21 protein-coding genes are annotated in these 20870 nt (G+C 65.2%); 15 read left to right on the plus strand and 6 right to left on the minus strand.

The genetic code is table 11. The annotated features are described in order from the left end of the window. From ACRECX_RS12905 to ACRECX_RS12945, 9 genes are all read left to right on the plus strand, one after another. Positions 1-1117, plus strand: a 1117-nt coding sequence (locus ACRECX_RS12905; protein ID WP_431559247.1) for a dihydrolipoamide acetyltransferase family protein, incomplete at its 5' end; no start/stop codon positions are given. 170 nt (positions 1118-1287) lie between these two features. Then, positions 1288-2769 (plus strand): calcium-binding protein, encoded by a 1482-nt coding sequence (locus ACRECX_RS12910; protein ID WP_431559248.1) that lies wholly within the window; start codon positions 1288-1290, stop codon positions 2767-2769. Positions 2770-2812: 43 nt separating this feature from the next. Beyond that, positions 2813-3412: an N-acetyltransferase family protein gene (locus ACRECX_RS12915; RefSeq protein WP_431559249.1), complete on the plus strand. Its 600-nt coding sequence runs from the start codon at positions 2813-2815 to the stop codon at positions 3410-3412. A gap of 10 nt (positions 3413-3422) precedes the next feature. Beyond that, positions 3423-3866 carry a hypothetical protein gene (locus ACRECX_RS12920; protein WP_431559250.1) on the plus strand — a complete coding sequence of 148 codons (444 nt, stop codon included), beginning with the start codon at positions 3423-3425 and terminating at the stop codon, positions 3864-3866. A 43-nt stretch (positions 3867-3909) separates the two neighbouring features. After that, a complete protein-coding gene (gene lpdA / locus ACRECX_RS12925; protein ID WP_431559251.1) occupies positions 3910-5313 on the plus strand; it encodes a dihydrolipoyl dehydrogenase in 1404 nt (467 codons plus the stop codon). Positions 5314-5364: 51 nt separating this feature from the next. Beyond that, on the plus strand, positions 5365-5598 hold the full coding sequence (locus ACRECX_RS12930) for a GlsB/YeaQ/YmgE family stress response membrane protein (protein WP_431559252.1): 234 nt from the start codon (positions 5365-5367) through the stop codon (positions 5596-5598). 31 nt (positions 5599-5629) lie between these two features. Then, entirely contained in the window at positions 5630-5917 is a 288-nt protein-coding gene (locus ACRECX_RS12935) for a GlsB/YeaQ/YmgE family stress response membrane protein (protein WP_431559253.1), read from the plus strand. Positions 5918-5928: 11 nt separating this feature from the next. Then, positions 5929-6891: a lipoyl synthase gene (gene lipA / locus ACRECX_RS12940; RefSeq protein WP_431559254.1), complete on the plus strand. Its 963-nt coding sequence runs from the start codon at positions 5929-5931 to the stop codon at positions 6889-6891. Positions 6892-6909: 18 nt separating this feature from the next. Further along, a complete protein-coding gene (locus ACRECX_RS12945) occupies positions 6910-7386 on the plus strand; it encodes a type II toxin-antitoxin system RatA family toxin (RefSeq protein ID WP_431559255.1) in 477 nt (158 codons plus the stop codon). On the opposite strand, the gene ACRECX_RS12950 is transcribed toward ACRECX_RS12945, so the two are convergent. Both ACRECX_RS12950 and ACRECX_RS12955 read right to left on the minus strand, forming a co-directional pair. Continuing rightward, positions 7375-7878: a CinA family protein gene (locus ACRECX_RS12950; RefSeq protein WP_431559256.1), complete on the minus strand. Its 504-nt coding sequence runs from the start codon at positions 7876-7878 to the stop codon at positions 7375-7377. The genes ACRECX_RS12945 and ACRECX_RS12950 overlap by 12 nt on opposite strands. Next, the gene (locus tag ACRECX_RS12955; RefSeq protein WP_431559257.1) at positions 7875-9041 is read right to left on the minus strand and encodes a bifunctional 2-C-methyl-D-erythritol 4-phosphate cytidylyltransferase/2-C-methyl-D-erythritol 2,4-cyclodiphosphate synthase; all 1167 of its coding nucleotides are present in this window, start codon (positions 9039-9041) and stop codon (positions 7875-7877) included. Before ACRECX_RS12955 ends, ACRECX_RS12950 begins: the two co-directional genes overlap by 4 nt. A 159-nt stretch (positions 9042-9200) precedes the next feature. On the opposite strand from ACRECX_RS12955, the gene ACRECX_RS12960 reads away from it, so the two are divergent. The 6 genes from ACRECX_RS12960 to hflX all read left to right on the plus strand — a co-directional run bounded on the left by ACRECX_RS12960 (position 9201) and on the right by hflX (position 17623). Next, on the plus strand, positions 9201-10394 hold the full coding sequence (locus ACRECX_RS12960) for a two-component system sensor histidine kinase NtrB (protein WP_431559258.1): 1194 nt from the start codon (positions 9201-9203) through the stop codon (positions 10392-10394). Between the two features lie 5 nt (positions 10395-10399). Beyond that, positions 10400-11842 (plus strand): nitrogen regulation protein NR(I), encoded by a 1443-nt coding sequence (ntrC, locus tag ACRECX_RS12965; RefSeq protein WP_431559259.1) that lies wholly within the window; start codon positions 10400-10402, stop codon positions 11840-11842. Between the two features lie 189 nt (positions 11843-12031). Next, positions 12032-14401: an ATP-binding protein gene (locus ACRECX_RS12970; protein WP_431559260.1), complete on the plus strand. Its 2370-nt coding sequence runs from the start codon at positions 12032-12034 to the stop codon at positions 14399-14401. Further along, on the plus strand, positions 14391-15788 hold the full coding sequence (locus ACRECX_RS12975) for a sigma-54-dependent transcriptional regulator (RefSeq protein WP_431559261.1): 1398 nt from the start codon (positions 14391-14393) through the stop codon (positions 15786-15788). The genes ACRECX_RS12970 and ACRECX_RS12975 overlap by 11 nt, the downstream gene beginning before the upstream one ends. Before the next feature lie 176 nt (positions 15789-15964). Continuing rightward, entirely contained in the window at positions 15965-16219 is a 255-nt protein-coding gene (hfq, locus tag ACRECX_RS12980; RefSeq protein ID WP_431559262.1) for an RNA chaperone Hfq, read from the plus strand. 24 nt (positions 16220-16243) lie between these two features. After that, entirely contained in the window at positions 16244-17623 is a 1380-nt protein-coding gene (gene hflX / locus ACRECX_RS12985) for a GTPase HflX (RefSeq protein WP_431559307.1), read from the plus strand. A gap of 6 nt (positions 17624-17629) precedes the next feature. On the opposite strand, the gene ACRECX_RS12990 is transcribed toward hflX, so the two are convergent. The 4 genes from ACRECX_RS12990 to ACRECX_RS13005 form a co-directional block, all read right to left on the minus strand. After that, positions 17630-17923 carry a type II toxin-antitoxin system RelE/ParE family toxin gene (locus ACRECX_RS12990; protein ID WP_431559263.1) on the minus strand — a complete coding sequence of 98 codons (294 nt, stop codon included), beginning with the start codon at positions 17921-17923 and terminating at the stop codon, positions 17630-17632. Next, positions 17923-18183 (minus strand): hypothetical protein, encoded by a 261-nt coding sequence (locus ACRECX_RS12995; protein WP_431559264.1) that lies wholly within the window; start codon positions 18181-18183, stop codon positions 17923-17925. The genes ACRECX_RS12990 and ACRECX_RS12995 overlap by 1 nt, the downstream gene beginning before the upstream one ends. A 24-nt stretch (positions 18184-18207) precedes the next feature. Further along, complete coding sequence (gene mazG / locus ACRECX_RS13000; protein ID WP_431559265.1) at positions 18208-19032, minus strand: nucleoside triphosphate pyrophosphohydrolase; 825 nt, start codon at positions 19030-19032, stop codon at positions 18208-18210. 164 nt (positions 19033-19196) lie between these two features. Continuing rightward, positions 19197-20723, minus strand: a complete 1527-nt coding sequence (locus tag ACRECX_RS13005; protein ID WP_431559266.1) for a leucyl aminopeptidase — start codon at positions 20721-20723, stop codon at positions 19197-19199. Positions 20724-20870: the final 147 nt, after the last annotated feature.

Consider the following 20870-nt stretch of genomic DNA (forward strand, 5'->3'; position numbering starts at 1 on the left):
CCACAGGGGAGAGGGGGCTCTTGCCTCCGAGGCTTTACCCCCCTCGCCCTCTCCCCACAGGGGAGAGGGGGAGGCGGCCACTGCGGAGCAGGTGCTGCACAAGATCGCCGAACAGATCAGGGCGAACGGCCACGCGAAGGGCAGCGGCCGGGTGTTCGCTTCGCCCTTGGCGCGGCGGCTCGCCCGCGAACGCGGCATCGACCTTGCCGGCTTGCGCGGCTCCGGTCCGCGCGGCCGTATCGTCATGCGCGACGTGGCGCACGCCGAAGCGCGGCCCGCGCCGAAGCCGAGCGAAGCCGCCTATGCCGAGGTCTCGGAGGAAGCGCCGGAGCCGGCGCGGCGCGATCTTGTGCGGCACGAGTCGCCCGAGCCGCGCGGCATGACCGACAAGCAGGTCCTCGCGCTCTATGAGCCCGGCACTTACGAGATCGTGCCGCACGACACCATGCGCCGCTTCATCGCCGAGCGGCTCACTCTGTCGAAGCAGACGATCCCGCATTTCTATCTCGCCATCGACTGCGACCTCGACGCGCTGCTCGCCGCCAGGACGCGGCTCAACTCCATGGCGCCGCATGACGGCCCGCGGAGCTTCAAGCTCTCGGTCAACGATTTCATCATCAAGGCGATGGCCATGGCCTTGCAGACCGTGCCCGCCGCCAACGCCACCTGGACGGAAGCAGGGCTGTTGCGCCATCGCGCCTCCGACATCGCCGTCGCCGTGGCGCTCGAAGGCGGCGGTCTGCACACGCCGGTGATCAGGGATGCCGAGGTAAAAAGCCTCTCGGAAATCTCCAACGAGATGCGCGACCTCGCCGCCCGCGCCCGCTCCAAGCGCCTCGCGCCGCACGAATATCAAGGCGGCTCGACCACCATCTCCAATCTCGGCATGTACGGCATCGACCGCTTCGATGCGGTGATTAACCCGCCGCAGGCCTCAATCCTCGCGGTGGGCCGCGCCGAGAAACGCCCCGTCATCAAGGACGATGCGGTCAAGATCGCCACCATGATGAGCGTGACCTTGTCGGTCGATCACCGCGTCATCGACGGCGCGCTCGGCGCCGAGCTGCTCGCCGCCTTCAAGGCGTTTCTTGAAGATCCTGTGACGATGCTGGTGTGACACCCTGCCTATTCAACGGGCAAACGCTGAATATTTAGGCGCATCGTTAAGCAGCACCGAAGTTCATCACGATTTGCTTTGCCAATGCTAGGCGGCCATGCGTAGCGTCCATCCCGGGCGGCAGTCACAGCACGCGATGACCTGGACCGCGCGACCAGGGAGGGAATCTTTTGACCGATTTTGTCGGTTCCGGCGGCGGTGACTTCGCCAATGCCGCCACACCGTTCCTGGATGCTGGCTGGACGATCAGCGGCATAGCGGTCTCCCCCGCCGATTTTGCCTTGCTCCAGGATGGCGAAAACGACACGTTCCGCGCCGGCGCCGGCGACGACTTCATCTTGGCCGGCATCACCAACGACACGCTGGCCGGGGAAGCTGACAATGACGTCCTGAACGGCAACGCGGGAAATGACCTTGTTCTCGGCGGCCAGGGACTGGACATTCTCGATGGCAATTTGGGCGATGACAGATTGTTCGGCGACGACATCGGTAGCGGGTTCGTCGACACGTTCAGGCTCAGCAGGGGCATCGACGAGATCGGCGATTTCCTGGAAAGCGGCGTGCGCGACAAGATCGATGTCAGCGCCTTCAACATCGGCACGTTCGAAACGATTCAAATTCTGATCACCGATATTGCCGGCAGTGCCACGCTCGAAACCCGCGACAATAGCGTGATTTCGCAAACCAAGATCACCGGCATCCTCGAAAGTCAGCTATTGGCCGGCGACTTCATCTTTTCCACCGACACGAGCGACCAGACTATCAATGGAAATCCCGGAGCGGACACTCTGTTCGGCGCGGGCGGCGCTGACACCATCAACGGCTTGGGCAACAACGATGCGCTGTTCGGCGAGGCTGGGGTCGACACGCTGAACGGCGGAGAAGGCAATGACCTCCTCGTCGGCGGCGAGGGGTCCGACGTGTTCAATGGGGGCGCCGGCGCCGACACCCTGCTTGGCGGCGAGGGCGATGACACGTTCTTCATCCTCGGCAACGAGTCTCTCAACGACACCATCATTGGCGGCCCTGGCACGGACGGGTTTCTCGCATTTGGCACGGTGACGCTTGCCGGCTTCAACGCCACCGCGCAAGGCATCGAGCAATGGGCGGCCAACGGTGGGGGTGTGTTCGGCACCGGCGCTGCCAATGTGTTCAACTTCGCCGCCCTTCAAGTGAATCAGGCAGCCTTCATCGATGCCAAGGGCGGCGGTGACACGCTTGTCGGTTCCAGTTTTGGCGACGATCTCCGCGGCAATTCAGGGAACGACACAATCCGCGGCGGCGGCCGCAACGATACGCTGGCCGGGGGTGCCGGACGCGACATCATGTTCGGTGACGCCGGCAGCGACGATTTCGACTTCAACAAGATCTCCGAGAGCAAGAAAGGCGGCCAGCGCGACAAGATCATGGGGTTCGAGCGCAAAAAGGATGACATCGATCTGCGCGACATCGACGCCAAGAAGGGGGTCTCGGGCGATCAGAAGTTCAAGTTCATCGGCAAGCAGGACTTCAGCGACGAGAAGGGCGAGTTGCGCTACACCGACAAGGGCTCGACAGTCATCGTGCAGGGCGACGTCAACGGCGACGGCAAGGCCGACTTCGAGATCTTCGTGAATGTCGGCAGTCTGTCCAAGGGCGACTTCCTTCTCTAGGGCGTGGGTGTGCTAGCGGTCGCCGGTCGTGTAGCCTGCTCTGGTGCAGCCTAAGCCGAACTTCCGTCCCGCCACCATCGCCGACGTATCAGCGCTCGCCGTGCTGGTCGACATCGCCGGTGAGGGCATGCCCAACCATATGTGGCGCGGCATGGCCAAGCCCGGGCAGTCGACCTTGGAGGTCGGGCGCGAGCGGGCGCGGCGCGAGGCGGGCGGCTTCTCCTACCGCAACGCCGTCGTCGCCGAGATCGGCGGCGAGATCGCCGCGAGCCTGGTCGGCTATCGCCTCGACGATCCTTATGACCTCACCGGCCTCGGCGAATTGCCGGAGAACGTGCGGCCGCTCGTGCGCCTCGAGGCGCAGGCGCCGGGCTCGTGGTATGTCAACGTGCTGGCGACGTTCCCCGAATTTCGCGGGCAGGGGATTGGCGCGAAGCTCCTCGAGATTGCCGAAGAGAAGGGACGCGAGGCGCGTGCGTCAGCCTTGAGCGTCATCGTCGGCTCATGGAACGAGCCTGCCGCGCGGCTCTACGCGCGCGCCGGCTATGCGGCGCAAGCGCGCGAGCGCGCGATCCTGCCGCCGGGCTTTCTCCATGAGGGCGACTGGGTCCTCATGGTACGATCGCTCTCGGGAGCGGCTTAAGGGGAAGGCAATGGGAAGGCCCGTGGTCAGACTTGTCCTGGGCCTGCTCGCCGCGGGACTTGCGTCGTTTCTCCTCGGACTCGGCTTCGTCGAACTCGTCGCGCGCCTCCCCTGCAGCGGCGAACGGCTTGCCTGCAACATCGATGCGGCCGTCGGCGGCTATGGCGTCATCATCTGGGCCGTGCTCGGGCCGCTCGTCTTCGGCGTGACCCTCCTCGTCGCCCGCAATCGCACAGCGCTGCTCGGCGCCACGATCGTGCTTCTGCTGCCGCTTCTCGCCTTCTACCTGCTCGGCGAAGGCGAGCATTGGTACTATGTCGGCTTCGCGCCCCACAGTGACGCACGAACTTTCGCCGTCATGCTGCTCCCGCCGGTTCTGGCGGTGGTCGTGCAGTACCTGATCCTGCGGCTCGTGGTTCCGCACGCGGCACCTGCGGCCGTCCCCGTCGCATGAGTTTTCGCACGCTTGCGCGCGGTGATGGGTTAGCCTGCCTGCCATGAGCGACATGGAATTCGATCTTGCCGTCATCGGCGCCGGGCCGGGGGGCTATGTCGCCGCCATCCGCGCCGCGCAGCTCGGCATGAAGACGGCCATTGTCGAGCGCGACCGGCTTGGCGGCATCTGCCTCAACTGGGGCTGCATCCCCACTAAGGCGCTGCTCCGCACCTCCGAGATCTATCATCTGATGCAGAACGCCTCCGAGTTCGGCCTGCGCGCCGACAATGTCGGCTTCGACTTCGCGCAGGTGATCGCACGCAGCCGGAAAGTCGCCGAGAAGCTGTCCAACGGCGTCGCGTATCTGATGAAAAAGAACAAGATCGCCGTGATCGAAGGCCACGCGAAACTTGAAGGGCAGGGCCGCATCGCCGTCACCGGCAAGGACGGCCAAAAGCTGCCCATGATCGCCGCCAAGCACATCATCCTCGCCACCGGCGCGCGGGCGAAGACCCTGCCGGGGCTCGAGCCCGACGACAGGGTGATCTGGACCTACAAGGAGGCGATGGTGCCGGAGACTTTTCCCAAGTCTCTGCTCGTCGTCGGCTCGGGCGCCATCGGCATCGAGTTCGCGAGCTTCTACCGCACGCTCGGCGCCGAGGTGACCGTGGTCGAGATCCTCGACCGCATCCTTCCGGCCGAAGACGAGGAGATCTCGCGGCTCGCCGAGAAGTCCTTCGCCAAGCAGGGGATCGCCATTCGCACCGGCACCACGGTGGAACGGCTCGTCACTAGTGGCGACGGCGTCACCGCGACCTTGAAGACGCCGGACGGCAGGCTGGAGGGCTCGGTCGACCGCGTCATCCTCGCCATCGGCATCATCGGCAATGTCGAGGGGCTCGGCCTGGACGAGCAGGGGGTTAGAGTCGACAAGGGACACATCGTGGTGGACGAATGGTGCCGCCCCGGCGTGCCGGGCCTCTACGCCATCGGCGACGTGATCGGACCGCCCTGGCTCGCCCACAAGGCGATGCACGAGGGCGTGCTCTGCGTGGAGAAGATCGCAGGGCTCGACGGCGTCCATCCCCTCGACAAGACCAACGTCCCGGCCTGCACCTATAGCGCCCCGCAAGTGGCAAGCCTTGGCTTGACCGAGGCCGCCGCCCGCGCCGCCGGCCACGACCTGAAGGTCGGCCGCTACCCCTATTACGCCAACGGCAAGGCCATCGCGCTTGGTGAGCCGGAGGGTCTGGTGAAGACGATTTTCGACGCGAAAACCGGGGCGTTGCTCGGCGCGCACATGATCGGCGCCGAGGTCACCGAGCTGATCCAAGGCTTCGCCATCGGCAAGACCCTCGAAACCACCGAAGCCGAATTGATCGCCACCATCTTCCCCCATCCCACTTTGTCGGAGATGATGCACGAATCGGTGCTCGACGCCTTCGGGCGTGCTCTCCACATCTAGTCCCGTTGTCGCGGAGCGCGACCGGGCCCGACTAACAATGGGAGACAGACAATGAGCCTGATCATTTTTCTGATTGTCGGCCTGATCGCCGGCGCGTTGGCGTCATACATTATGGGGCGGCAGCAGGACCTCTTGGTGAACCTGCTGATCGGCATTATCGGCGCCGTGGTCGGCGGCCTGCTCGCGGGCCTGGTCGGCATCGGCGCCTATGGGTTGATCGGCGAGATCATCATCGCCACCTTGGGCGCCATTCTGTGCATCTGGGTGTGGCAGCGCATGCGGTAGCGGACGTCCAGACGAAGGAGGAGGTGGCGCAATGGAAGGTGAAGCACAACGATTTCTATTCATGCCAGGGGTCGGCTTCTTCGGCATGCTGATCATCGGCATCATCGCCGGCTACATCGCCGAGAAGGTGACGGCGAGCGATCACGGTCTGTTCACCAATCTCTTGGTCGGTATCGCCGGCTCGTTCGTCGGCGGCACCCTCGCCGGGCTGCTCAACATCGAGTTCTACGGCTGGCTCGGCAATTTGATCGTGGCGTCGATCGGCGCCGTGCTCGTGTTGTGGGTGTGGCGGCGCTTCAGGGGGCACGAAACGGCCTGAGTTAAACGCTTATGGTGACAGTGATCGATACGGTCGGTGCGGTGACGGCGCGGCCGCGCCATCCCGAGAAGGCGCGGCTGCCCGACACTCCCGTCCTGCCCAAGCCGCCGTGGATCCGTGTCAAGGCGCCCGGCGCGCACGCCTTCGCGGCGACGCGCCAGGTATTGCGTGAGCATCGCCTGCACACGGTGTGCGAGGAGGCGGCGTGTCCCAATATCGGCGAGTGCTGGGGCAAGCGCCACGCAACCGTGATGATCATGGGTGACACATGCACGCGGGCTTGCGCCTTCTGCAATGTGATCACCGGCAAGCCCGGCGCTCTCGATCTGGATGAGCCGCGGCGTGTCGGCGATGCGATCGCCGCGCTCGCGCTGACTCACGTCGTGGTGACATCCGTCGACCGCGATGACCTCGCCGACGGCGGCGCCAGCCATTTCGCCGCGACCATCGCCGCCATCAGGCAGGCGGCGCCCGAGACCAGCATCGAGGTGCTGACCCCGGACTTCCTACGGAAAGAGGGCGCGGTGGAGATCGTGATCGCGGCGCGGCCGGACGTGTTCAACCACAATGTCGAGACGGTACCCTCGCTCTACCGGCGCATCCGTCCGGGGGCCGACTATCGTCACTCGCTGACGGTGCTTGCCGAAGCGAAGCGGCTCGACCCGCACCTCTTCACCAAGTCCGGCATCATGGTGGGGCTCGGCGAGACGCATGACGAGGTCGCCAGAGTGATGGACGACCTGCGCGGGTCGGACGTCGATTTCCTCACCATCGGCCAATATCTCCAGCCGACGCGGAAGCATGCGGCCATTGACCGCTTTGTCACGCCCGAGGAGTTCCACTCGTATAGGCGGATCGCCGGCGAGAAAGGCTTCCTGCTCGTGGCCGCGAGCCCTCTGACCCGCTCCTCCTATCACGCCGCCGAGGACTTCGCGCGGCTCAAGGCCGCGCGCCACGCGTCCCTCGGCGCTTGAAGCGCCGGTCCGCGCTCCATGCACATCTTTGAAATCAAGCACCCCGTCGCTCACTCGGCGGACGAGATGTACGCGCTGGTGGCCCATGTCGAGGACTATCCTCAGTTCTTGCCGCTCGTGGAAGCGCTGAAGGTCAAGCGGCGCACTAAGGTCGGGGACAAGGAAACTCTCATCGCGACCATGACGGTGGGCTACAGGCTCATCCGCGAGAGCTTCACCACCAAGGTCGAGCTCGACAGGGAAGCGCGCATGATCTTCGTCGAGTATCTCGACGGCCCGTTCTCGCATCTCGAGAACCGATGGAAGTTCGTCCCGCGCGCCGGCGGCGGCTCCGATATCGACTTCTACATCGCCTATAGCTTCCGCTCGCATCTGTTCGAGCGGCTGGTCGGCGGCCTGTTCGATAAGGCGGTGCGAAAATACACCGACGCCTTCGAAGCGCGCGCCGACGAGGTCTATGGCTGCAAGACCGTGGGTGTTGCCCTACAACAATGAGCGCAGCAGCACGAGCGCCCGCTCGACGCTCCGCCGCCTGACCTCGGCGCGACCAACATCGCCGAACATCACCCGCTCGTGGTGCATGGGACCATCGGGCCGGCCGGCGGCGAAATGCACGAGACCGACGGGCTTCTCCGGCGTGCCGCCGTCGGGCCCGGCGATGCCGGTGACCGCGACCGCAAGGGTGGCGCGGCTATGGGTGAGCGCGCCGCCGGCCATGGCGCGGGCGACATCCTCGCTCACCGCGCCGTGCTTCTCGATGAGCCAGAACGGCACGCCCAGCATCTCGCTCTTCGAAGCGTTGGAGTAGGTGACAAAGCCGCGTTCGAACACGTCGGAGCAGCCCGGGATGGCTGTCAGCGTCGCGGCGAGCAGTCCTGCGGTACAAGACTCCGCGGTCGCAATGAGCTCCCCCTTCGAGCGCGCAACCTCCAACACGTCCGCCGCGTGCGCCAGGATCGAGGCGTCGATCTCGAGCGTTTCCGTCATGGCAGCCTCACCGTCGCCGTGGCCATGGCGGCGATGCCTTCGCCCCGGCCGACGAAGCCGAGGCCTTCATTGGTCGTCGCCTTGATGCTCACTTGGCTGACATCCAGTCCAAGAATCTCCGCGATGCGGGAACGCATGGCGTCGCGATAAGGTCCGATGCGCGGCGCCTCGCATAGCAGCGTGACGTCGACATGCACGATCTCGCCGCTGCGCGCTTTGATCCTGGCCGCGGCTTCTTTGAGGAAAATCTCCGAGGCAACGCCCCGCCAGCGGTCGTCGGACGGCGGGAAGTGGGTGCCGATGTCGCCATCGGCGATCGTGCCGAGCAGCGCGTCGGTCAGCGCGTGCAGACCGACATCGGCATCGCTGTGGCCCACCAGCCTCTTGCTGTGGGGAATGCGCACGCCGCACAGCATCACCGCATCGCCTGGCCCAAGCGCGTGCACGTCATAGCCGGAGGCGACGCGGACCGCGCCCCGCGCGCGCAACAGTTCATTGGCGATGATGAGATCCTCCGCCGTGGTGAGCTTGCGATTATGCTCCGAGCCCTCGACCAGCGCCACATCGAGGCCGAACCATTCGGCGACCGCGGCATCGTCGGTGAAGTGAAGCGTGGAATCTTGCGCCGCGGCGCGGTGCGCGGCGAGGATCGATTCGAACTTGAAACCCTGCGGGGTCTGCGCCCGCCATAGATCCTCGCGCGCGATCGTGCCGGTGATGCGGCCGGCTTCGGCGCGCTTCAGGGTGTCGGCGACCGGCAGGCAGGGCAGGGCGCCGGCATGACCGTCGAGGCCGGCGATGACGCGCGCGATGAGGTCGGAATCAGCGAACGGGCGGGCCGCGTCATGAATCAGCACGGCGTCGGGGCGCTCGGGCTCGAGCGCCTCGAGGCCTGCGCGCACGCTGTCCTGCCGCCGGGCGCCGCCAGCGACCGGCGGCAACAGGCGCCCCGCAAGCGGGCTGCTCGCGGCATCATAAAGGGCCGAATCGTCGGGGTTGATGACGACGAGCGTGGTGTCGATCCGCGGATGGCCGGCAAAGGCGCCGATCGCCCGCGTCAGCATGGATTGGCCGCCCAAGAGGCAATACTGCTTGGGACGAGGATCGCCCTGCGCCGCCCTGACCCCTCGGCCGCCAGCCACGATGAGGGCCGCCACTTTCATCGCCGCCGCTCCCGCAAACTGTGGAAATCTCGCGAGCCGCCGCCGTTAAGCCTTTGGCGAACTTTATTGTTGCACTGCGGCAAAAGGAATGTTGCCCCCTTGCGAAAACCCTCGTATCTTGCCCAATAATAGATCATAGGGTGGTCATGCATAATTTTTATGCACAATGGCTCTTTCCGTCGCGAGGGTATACACGCTTTGAGCGTCTCGACCAAAACGCCTAGCCCGCGGCGCAAGGCCGAGCCTCTGCCGATCCCCTGCGACGCGCTGATGGACGCCCTACCGCACCCGCTCCTCGTCATCGGCAAGGCGCACGCCATCGAATACGCCAATACCGCCGCCGAAGATTTCTTCCAGATGAGCGCCGGCGTGCTGTGCCGCCACACCCTCCCTGACGTCGTGGCGTTCGGCAGCCCGCTGATCGCCCTTGTCGAGCAGGTGCAGCGCAACGGCACCACGGTCAACGAGTATGGCGTCGAGCTTGGCTCGTTCCGCTTCGAGGCGGCCAAGCTCGTCGACCTCTACGGCGGCCCCGTGCCGGAAGCGCCGGGCCGGGTCATGGTGATGCTCCAGCAGCGCAGCATGGCGCAAATGATCGAGCGCCAGCTCACCCATCGCGGCGCCGCGCGCTCGGTGTCCGGCCTTGCCGCCGTGCTCGCCCACGAGATAAAGAACCCGCTGTCCGGCATCAGGGGCGCGGCACAGCTCCTCGAGGGCGACCGCACCGATTCCGACCGCACCTTGACCCAGCTCATCTGCGCGGAGTCCGACCGCATCTGCAAACTCGTCGACCGCATGGAAATTTTCGGCGACGAGCGGCCCTTACAGCGCGAGCCGGTCAACATTCACGACGTGCTCGATCATGTGAAGCAGATCGCCCGCACCGGCTTCGCGCGGCACATCAAGATCGTCGAGAACTACGACCCGTCGCTGCCGCCGGTGCCTGGAAGCCGCGACAAGCTCATCCAAGCGTTTCTCAATCTCATCAAGAACGCCGCCGAGGCGATCGGCGAGGATCGGGCCGACGGCCAGATCACGCTCAGTACTTCGTTCCGGCCAGGCGTGCGCCTGTCGGTGCCCGGCAGCCAGGCGCGCGTCAGCCTGCCGCTGGAAATCGCCGTCGAGGATAACGGCGGCGGCGTGCCCGCCGATCTCATGCCGCATCTCTTCGACCCGTTCGTATCCACCAAGCCGTCCGGCACCGGGCTCGGGCTCGCCTTGGTGGCAAAGATCGTTGGCGACCATGGCGGGATTATCGAATGCGACTCACGCCCCCGGTACACGGTCTTTCGCGCGCTGATGCCGATGGCCGAAAGCGAAGCAGCCCAAACGATGGAAACAACGCAGGCATAAACAGAATGGGCAAAGGCAATATCCTGATCGCCGACGACGACGCCGCGATCCGCACCGTCCTCAACCAGGCCCTGGCGCGCGCCGGCTACGCGCCGCGTGCCACCGGCAATGCCGCGACCCTGTGGCGCTGGATTTCGCAAGGGGAGGGGGACCTCGTGATCACCGACGTGATCATGCCGGACGAAAGCGCCTTCGATCTCATCCCGCGGGTCAAGAAGCTGAGGCCGGACCTGCCGATCATCGTCATGAGCGCGCAGAACACCTTCATGACCGCAATCACCGCGGCCGAGCGCGGCGCCTACGAATATCTGCCGAAGCCCTTCGACCTCAACGAGCTGATCGCCGTGGTCGGCCGCGCACTCGCCGAGCCGCGCCGGAAGGCGCAGCGCCTGTCCGCCGAGACGAGCGAGGGCTTGCCGCTGATCGGCCGCTGCCCGGCGATGCAGGAAATTTATCGCGTGCTCGCGAGGCTCACCCAGACCGACCTCACTGTGATGATCACCGGCGAGTCGGGCACCGGCAAGGAACTGGTCGCCCGCGCACTCCATGAATACGGCAAGCGCCGCAATGGGCCGTTCGTCGCCATCAACATGGCCGCCATCCCTCGCGAGCTCATCGAGTCCGAACTATTCGGCCACGAGAAGGGCGCTTTCACCGGCGCCCAGGCGCGCCATGTCGGCCGCTTCGAGCAGGCCGAAGGGGGCACCCTTTTTCTCGACGAGATCGGCGACATGCCCATGGAGGCGCAAACGCGGCTCCTCCGCGTGCTGCAAGAGGGCGAATACACCACCGTCGGCGGCCGGACGCCCATCCGCACCAATGTCAGGATCATCGCCGCCACCAATCGCGATCTTCAGCAGCAGATCGATCAAGGCTTGTTTCGCGAGGATCTGTTCTACCGGCTGAACGTGGTGCCGCTCCGGCTGCCGCCGTTGCGCGAGCGCCTGGAGGACATTCCCGATCTCGTGCGCCATTTCCTGTCGATCGCCGAGAAGGAAGGGCTGCCGCCGAAAGGCTTCGAGCCGCCGGCCATCGAGCGCCTCAAGCGCTACCACTGGCCTGGCAACGTGCGCGAGCTGGAGAACCTCGTGCGGCGCCTGTCGGCGATCTACGCCCAAGACATCGTCACCGCGGACATGGTGGAGAGCGAGCTCGCCACGGCGGCACGCGCGCCGTTCCCCGACACGGCCGAAGCGAACGGCGATCTGTCGGAGTCGGTCGAGCGCCATCTCGCCGACTATTTCATGGGCTTCGGCCAGGACCTGCCACCGGCTGGGCTCTATACACGCATTCTCCGCAAGGTGGAGTTCCCGCTCATCACCGCGGCGCTCGCCGCCACGCGGGGCAACCAGATCCGCGCCGCCGATCTCCTCGGCCTCAACCGCAATACCTTGCGTAAGAAGATCCGAGATCTCGGCATCAAGGTGATCCGGACGCCAAATACATGATCTGGTTAATCCGCATCTGAGGCCCCATATGCTCTGCCAGCTGGTGGCGCCCGCGCCACCACTGAGCCCGCCAAGTCACAATGTCGCCAAAGCGCCACATTGTGATTTTATTGCACCATAGCTTGAGGCGGACGCTCCTTAAAGACCCGGCATGGCCCGGGATTCAAGGGGGAAGCCAGGGGAAAGCGGTTGCGCAGCGTCGTCCAAACCTCGCAAGAGCCGGCCAAGCGCACGGGATCATTCTCGCCCGGGCAAGGCTCCGCGACAGCCTCCGCACAAGCCGAGAAGGCGCCCCCGGGTCCGCGTGCGGGGCGCCGGCTGCCCTTCACCCTCGGCCTCATCACCATGGTGCTGTCGCTCTGTTCGGGGCTCGCCACCTATCTCGTCCTTACCGGACTGACCCCCATCACACCCACCCACACCGTGGTCGTGGGCGTGCTGCTCATCAACCTGGTGCTCGTCCTCGCCATGGTGGGGATCATCGCCTGGCAAGTGACCGGGCTGTGGCTTGCGCGGCGCAGGCACGTGGCGGGCGCCCAGCTCCATGTCCGCATCGTCAGCCTGTTCAGTGTGATCGCCGTGGTGCCGGCCATCCTGCTCGCCGTGTTCGCCAGCGTGTCATTGGATCGCGGCCTCGATCACTGGTTCTCGGTCCGCACCAAATCGATCATCCAGAACTCGATCGACGTCGCCACCGCCTACCTCCAGGAGCACGGCCAGGTGATCCGCTCCGACACCGTCGGCATGGCCAAGGACATCGACGAGGCGGTCGAATTGGTGCGGTCGCAGCCGCAGGGCTTTGGCACTTTCTTGAGCGCCCAGGCCGCCATTAGGGCACTTCCAGCCGCTTATCTCATCGACGGCAACGGCAAACTGCTCGCCACCGCCGCGTCCGTTGCCGACTTGCCATACCGGGCGCCCCCCAAGGAGGCGATGGAGCTTGCCAAGAAGGGGCAGGTGATCGTCATCGCCCCCGGTCAGACCAGCATGGTCGGCGCCATCAAGAGCCTCTCCAACTTCAACGATACCTATCTTTATGTGATCCGCCCGGTGAACGCGCGCGTGCTCCAGCAGCTTCGCGCGACCCGCGCCAGCGTCGCCGAATATCAGTTGCTCGAGCAACGGCGCGCCGGCGTGCAAGTGGCCTTCGGCCTGATGTACGTGGCCATCGCGCTCACGCTGCTCCTGTCGGCCATCTGGATCGGCATGTGGTTCGCCAATCGCCTGGTCGCGCCGATCCGCCAGCTCATGGGCGCCGCTGAGGAGATCAGCCAAGGCAATCTCGGCGTCGCCGTTAACGTCGATCCCAAGGACGGCGATCTTGCCGTACTGGGCTCCACCTTCAACACCATGACCTCCGAGCTGAAGAGCCAGCGCGACGAGCTGGTCGGCGCCAACGCCACGCTCGACGAGCGCAACCGCTTCATGGAGGCGGTGCTGTCGGGCGTGACCGCCGGCGTCGTGGGCGTCGGTGCCGATGGCACGATCAATCTCGTCAGCCGCTCGGCAGAAACCTTGCTCGGCATCAAGGAGGAGAAGCTCACCGGCAAAAAGCTGTCGGACGCCGTGCCCGAATTCGGTCCGCATCTGAAGCGCGCGCAGAAGCAGGGGAGGCGCCTCGCCACCGATCAGGTGACCCTGCGCCGCGGTGGATCGGAGCGCAATTTCGCCGTCCGCGTCACCAGCGAGGGACCAGGCAAAGGCTACGTCGTCACCTTCGACGACATCACCGAGCTGGTCAGCGCCCAGCGCTCGACCGCCTGGGCCGACGTGGCGCGGCGCATTGCCCACGAGATCAAGAACCCGCTCACCCCAATCCAGCTCTCCGCCGAGCGTATCCGCCGCAAATACGGCGCCGCCATCACCAAGGATCGCGACATCTTCGACCAATGCACCGACACCATCATTCGCCAGGTGTCCGACATCGGGCGGATGGTCGATGAGTTCTCCGCATTTGCGCGCATGCCGAAGCCGGTGATGGAGCTGCACGATGTGCGCGAGATCGTGCGCGAGGCGGTGTTCCTGTTCCAGGTGAGCCGGCCGGAGATCAAGTTCGAGCTCGATTTGCCGGAGAAGCCGGTCGTGACCATGTCGGATCAACGCCTTCTGACCCAGGCCGTGACCAACCTCGTCAAGAACGCGAGCGAAGCGATCGATGCGGCGGTGGAGGCCGACCCGGCCCGGGCCGGGACCGGTCACATTGTGGCCAAGGTCAACACCAAGAGCGACCGGGTCCACATCACCGTCGTCGACAACGGCTGCGGGCTGCCCAAGGAGAACCGGGAGCGCCTGGTGGAGCCCTACATGACCACGCGCACCAAGGGCACCGGCCTCGGGCTCGCCATCGTGCAGCGGATCACCGAGCAGCATGGCGGCAGGTTGGTGCTTGCCGATGCGCCGAAACGCAATGGAAAGATCGAAGGGGCGTCAGTGCGAATAGATCTGCCGATCGTGGACCGGGAAGAGGCGGAGACGGACGAAGCAGCGCCCGCCGCGTCCGTCCGCGCCGGCGGGTCTGAGCCGGCCGAGGAGGAAGAGGGAGTAACCCATGGCGTCTGACATCCTGATCGTCGATGACGAGGCCGATATCAGGGAGTTGATTTCCGGCATTCTCGAGGACGAGGGTCACGGAACCCGGCTCGCCAAAGACAGCGACGAGACGTTAAGGGCAATCGAGGAGCGACGGCCCTCGCTCGTCATCCTCGACATTTGGCTGCAGGGCTCGAAGCTCGACGGGCTAGAGCTGCTCGATTGCATCAAGCAGGCCCATCCCGATCTTCCGGTCATCATCATCAGCGGCCACGGCAATATCGAGACTGCGGTCGCGGCGATCCAGCGCGGCGCCTACGACTATATCGAGAAGCCGTTCAAGGCCGACCGGCTGGTCCTCATCACCGCGCGCGCGCTCGAAGCGTCCCGGTTGAAGCGCGAGAACCGCGAGCTGCGCGAGCGGAGCGCGTACTCTTTCGAGATGATCGGCAAGTCGGCCGCCATCAATCAGCTGCGCCAGGCCATCGACAAGGTCGCCCCCACCAATAGCCGCGTGCTGATCACCGGGCCGTCAGGCTGCGGCAAGGAGCTGGGTGCGCGGGTAATGCACGCAAAGTCGGGCCGGGCCGACGGTCCTTTCGTCGTCCTGAACGCCGCCGCGATGGTTCCGGACCGCATGGAGCTCGAACTGTTCGGCACGGAGGAGGGGGCGGGATCGGGAGCGCGCAAAGTCGGCGCGCTCGAGGAAGCCCACAACGGCACGCTCTATATCGACGAGGTCGCCGACATGCCGCTCGAAACGCAAGCCAAGATCTTGCGTGTGCTCGTCGAGCAGCGGTTCCAGCGCCTTGGTGGCGGACCCAAGGTGCATGTGGATGTGCGCGTGGTGTCCTCCACGAGCCACGATCTGCAGAAGGAGATGTCGGCAGGGCGCCTGCGCGAGGACCTTTACCATCGCCTCAACGTGGTACCGATCCGCGTGCCGGGGCTCTCCGAGCGCCGCGAGGACGTGCCCGAACTGGTCCGCTTTTTTGTGCAGACGATTTCCGTCGCCTCCGGCCTGCCGCCGCGCCGCATCGGCGAGGACGCCATGGCCGTGCTTCAATCCCACGAATGGCCAGGCAATGTCCGCCAGCTGCGCAACAACATCGAGCGCCTGATGATCCTGGTGGGCGGCGACGCCGACACGATCATCACGGCCGATATGCTGCCCGACGAGATCGTATCGCCGGTGCCTCTGTCGCCCAACGGCGCCGGGGGCGAGCACCTGATGTCGCTCCCCTTGCGGGACGCCCGCGAGATATTCGAGCGGGAGTACCTCCTCGCCCAGGTCAACCGCTTTGGCGGGAACATCTCGCGCACGGCCGAGTTCGTAGGCATGGAGCGCTCGGCGCTCCACCGGAAACTCCGGGCTCTAGGCGTCAATTCGAATGAAAGAAGCTCCGCCATGCGCTAGCATGGCCGCCGACTCGCTCGTCTCGTGGGGGGACACGCTGGCAAAAGCTATTCCGCATCAGGACCCTTGCGAAATTGCCTTGCAATCGCGTCTAATGCTCTCGGGCAGCCGGGGAGAGCGAGAAACCGGCGCCCATCAACAAGCGTAAGCGTGGACCAAAAGGGACGGGGAAGCCCATGGCGACAGAACGCACGCAAAGCCTTCAAGACACGTTTCTCAATCATGTTCGCAAGAACAAGACGCCGCTAACCATATTTCTCGTGAATGGCGTGAAGCTGCAAGGCGTGGTCACGTGGTTCGACAATTTTTGCGTTCTCCTGCGCCGGGACGGTCATTCGCAACTGGTCTATAAGCACGCGATCTCGACCATCATGCCAGGCCAGCCCATCCAGCTGGCCGAGATCACCGACGCGGAAGGTGCCGCTGAGTAATTGCGTCCAACCGACTCGAGAGAGCTGAAGCGAAAAAAGGGGCGGGCGGATCGCCAAGCGCGCGGCCCGCGGCGTCCGGGGCGCGCCAAGGCAGTGGTGTTTGCGCCCATCCTCCAAAGGAGACCGGCGAAGGCCGCGCGCGGGCTGAGCCGCGATGCCGCCACCCGTTCGCCGCAAGCCCGTCTCGATGAGGCGGTCGGCCTTGCCGCCGCCATCGATCTCGACGTACGCGCGAGCGGCGTCGTGCCTCTGCCGCGCGCCACGCCTGCGACCCTGTTCGGCTCGGGCAAGGTCGAAGAGCTTGCCGGTCTCGTCCGTGCTGAAGACGCCGAGCTTGTCATCGTCGACCACGCGTTGACGCCCGTGCAGCAGCGCAATCTCGAGACCGCATGGAACGCCAAGGTGCTCGACCGCACCGGGCTCATTCTCGAAATCTTCGGCGAGCGAGCGCGGACGCGGGAAGGGCGCCTGCAGGTCGAACTCGCCCATCTCGTCTATCAGAAGAGCCGCCTGGTGCGCTCCTGGACCCACCTCGAGCGTCAGCGCGGCGGCTTCGGCTTTCTCGGCGGCCCCGGCGAAACGCAGATCGAGACCGACCGGCGCCTCCTGAGCGAACGCATCGACGTCCTCAAAAAGGAGCTCGAACATGTGCGGCAAACGCGCGCGCTCCACCGCAAGTCGCGCCAGCGCGTGCCGTATCCCGCCGTGGCGCTCGTCGGCTACACCAATGCCGGCAAGTCGACCTTGTTTAATGCCCTGACCGGCGCCGACGTGGTCGCGGAAGATATCTTGTTCGCCACCCTCGACCCGACCATCAGGGCCCTGCGCCTGCCCGGCGGCTCCAAGGCCGTCGTGTCGGACACCGTGGGCTTCATATCCGACCTGCCCACGACCCTTGTCGCCGCCTTCCGCGCCACGCTCGAAGAGGTGCAGCTCGCCGACCTCATCCTGCATGTGCGCGATATCGCCGACGACGCGAGCGCAAGCCAGCGCGCCGACGTTAACACCGTTCTCACCGACCTCGGCATCGACGCGGAGGCCGAGCCCGACCGGCTGCTCGAAGTGTGGAACAAGGCCGATCTGCTCGACGCGTCCGCCTTGCGGCGCGCGCGCAACGAGGCGGAGCGCCACGGCGCCGTGCTCGTCTCCGCCGTGTCGGGCTACGGTCTCGATGCGCTGCGCGCCGAGATCGAAAAGAGACTTAACCGCCGCCGCGAGACGGTGGAGATCGCGCTCAAGCCGGAGGAAGGCTCGCTGTCGAACTGGATCTACGAGAACTGCGAGGTGGTTGCCCGGTCCGATCTCGGCGAGGGCATCACATCGTTGCGTATCCGCGTGGCGCCCGAGAAGCGGCACACGCTCGCGCGCCTCGCCGGCCCGGACCGGCTGCGGGCCGCCGGGTAGGGGGTATTACCGACCACCTTCCCATGGCACGCGCGCCGCGTGTCGGATATGCAGAATCTCGATCATGTCGCCGCGCACGCGGTAGAAGATGCGGTAGGGATAGCGCGTCAACGTTACGGCGCGGATCTCATTCTCCATTTCAAGAACGACCGGGGCAAGCCGCGGCCACACAATCACAGCCGCAATTGCCTTAGTGATTTGCCGCTGAAGTGGTTCAATGGAGGTAGGCCGTTCCGTGGACAACCAATCAAAGATCGAATTAAGGTCGCGACCAAATTCGGGGTGAAACACAACCCTCATCAGCGGCGATACTTGGCAAAGACCGCCTTGATCTCGTCGTAGCTAACAGGCTCGACCGTCCCGTCGTCCAGCTCCTTTATACGCCGCCTCAACTCTTCGGCCTCCTCAGGCGTGGGCGTATACGTCGCACCATACATGCCGCGCTCGATATCGGCCTCAATCTCGAGTACGGCCTGGGCGAGGTCGCCCTGCGCGCTTTCCGGCCAGGCCTTTACACGCTCGATCAACTCTTCGATCAGGTTCGGTTTCATGGTCGCCATGATAGCACACCGGAGTAGGGGCCTTTAGTCCTTCTCCTCGGCCGCCTTGGCTTCGTCCCAGAGCGCGTCCATTTCTTCGAGCGTCGCGTCTTCCGGCCTTCGGCCTTCGGCGGCCAACGCCTTCTCGATGCTCTGAAAGCGGCGCACAAACTTCCCGTTCGCGGCGCGCAGCGCGCCTTCCGGGTCGACGCCAAGATGCCGCGCCACATTGGCCATGACGAACAGCAGGTCGCCGAATTCCTCGGCGATGCGCGTTTTGGCCTCGGTGTCACCGTCCTGCGCAATCGCCGTCTTGAGCTCGGCGATCTCTTCTTCGATCTTGGCCAGCACCGGGGCGAGGCTCGGCCAGTCGAATCCCACTTTCGCCGCGCGCTTCTGGAGCTTCACGGCACGGGTGAGCGCCGGCAACGCGGCGGGCACACCGTCGAGGCGCGAACCGCCCTCATGTCCGCGCTCGGCTTTCTCCTCGGCCTTGATACGGCCCCATAGGTCCGTCGACATGAACTCGTCGCGGCGGGATGGATCCTCGAATACATGCGGGTGGCGGCGGATCATCTTGCGCGTGATAGCGTCCACGACGTCATCGAAGGCGAAGCGCGACTGCTCCGATGCCATCTGCGCGTGATAGACCACCTGGAGGAGGAGATCGCCGAGCTCGTCCTTGAGCCCGTCGAGATCGTTCCGCGCGATCGCGTCGGCGACCTCGTAAGCCTCTTCGATGGTGTAGGGCGCGATGGTCGCAAAGTCTTGCTTCACGTCCCACGGACACCCGCTTTTCGGATCGCGCAGCCGCGCCATGACGGCAAGAAGATCGTCCAGCGTGTAGCGTCTGGCCGGCGCGTCAGCCATGTTGGCCGCATCCGCGGGCCCGAGCAGGAGCTCTAAAATTGTACGCAATTTCAATACGATAGCGCGAAATTGCCATGTCCTGCCCGAAATCCTCGATTCGCATAAGGTATATTATGGAAAATATATGATGCGATGGGACTGCAGGGTCGCCGCATCCTCCAGCCTCAGCGCCGCTCGTAGTGATCCTTGACCAGCTGGTCGAGCAGTCTCACGCCGAAGCCCGAGCCCCAGCTCCGATTGATGTCGCTGTCGACCGACGACATCGCCGTGCCGGCGATGTCGAGATGCGCCCACGGCGTGCCTTCCTTGATGAAGCGCTGAAGGAATTGCGCCGCCGAGATCGACCCGCCCCATTTGCCGCCGGTGTTCTTCACGTCGGCGACCTTGGAATCGATCATCTTGTCGTATTTCGGCCCGAGCGGCAGGCGCCAGAGCTTCTCCCCCGTCTCCTTGCCGGCGGCGATGAGCCGGTCGGCGAGTTCGTCGTTGTTGCTGAAGATGCCCGCATGCTCCTTGCCGAGCGCCACCATGACCGCACCGGTCAACGTTGCGAGGTTGACGACGGCCTTCGGCTTGAACTTCTCCTGCGCGTACCACAGGCAGTCGGCGAGCACCATGCGTCCCTCGGCGTCGGTGTTAAGCACCTCGATAGTCGATCCCGACATGGCGGTGACCACGTCGCCGGGCCGCTGCGCCTTACCGCTCGGCATGTTCTCCACGAGGCCGACGATCCCGACAGCGTTCACCTTGGCCTTGCGCTCGGCGAGCGCCTGCATCAGGCCGACGACGCATGCGGCGCCCGCCATGTCGCCCTTCATGTCCTCCATGCCTGCCGCAGGCTTGAGCGAGATGCCGCCGGTGTCGAACGTCACGCCCTTGCCGACGAAGGCGATGGGCGCGCCGCCTTTCGCCCCAGCGCCCTTCCACTGCATCACCACCACATGGCTCGGCCGCTCGCTGCCTTGGCCCACGGCGAGCAGCGCGCCCATGCCGAGCTTCTTCAGCGCCGCATCGCCCAACACCTCAATCTTCACGCCAGCTTTGGTGAGCGCTTTGGCACGGCCGGCGAACTCGGCCGGCCCGAGCACGTTGGCCGGCTCGTTGACGAGATCGCGCGCCAAGGTGACGCCATCGACGATGGCGCGGTTCGGTGCGAACGCGTGGCTCGCGGCGCGCGGGTCGGCGCAATGCACGACGATCTTCTTCAACGTCTTGTCGTCTGTCTCATCCGCATTGCCGTTCTTCTTCGGCGTCTTCGACTTGTACTTCTTGAAGGTGTAGCCGCGCAGCTGCGCGCCGAGCGCGAAGCTTGCGATGTCGTCCGCGGCAAGGTCACCTTTTGCCGTATCGAGATAGAGATGCGCCGCGGCGCTCTCCCTCCCCGACAACAGTCCGCGCACGGTGCCGCCGAGATTGAGCCAATCCTCTTGCGTGAAGCTCGACGGCTTGCCGGTGCCGACGAGCACGATGCGCGAGAACTTCACGCCTTGCGGCGCGAGGAGATCGACGGAGGACCCCTTCTTGCCGTTGAACCCGGTAATCTGCGCCGCCTTCGTCAGCTGACCCTTCGTCTTCTTGTCGAGATCCTGCGCCGCTTGCGTGAGCTTCGGTCCTTCCTCGGCGAACACCACGGCAACGCCGTCGGCGGGGGCGCTCATGCTGGCGAACGACAAGGCGGTCTGATCGGTCAAGGCAGGCTCCATCGGTGGTCGTGCCGCCCGCAATAGCCGACCAAAAGCGCGCCGGCCCCGGAGCCGCCCGCGCGCTCCCTGGTGCAGTTATGCAACAGCGGCAGGGAATAACAGCGGACCTACCTAAGTCCAGTGTGAGGCGAAAGC

Origin of the sequence: Methyloceanibacter sp. (assembly GCF_050726195.1) — a bacterium.
GTDB lineage: Bacteria > Pseudomonadota > Alphaproteobacteria > Rhizobiales > Methyloligellaceae > Methyloceanibacter.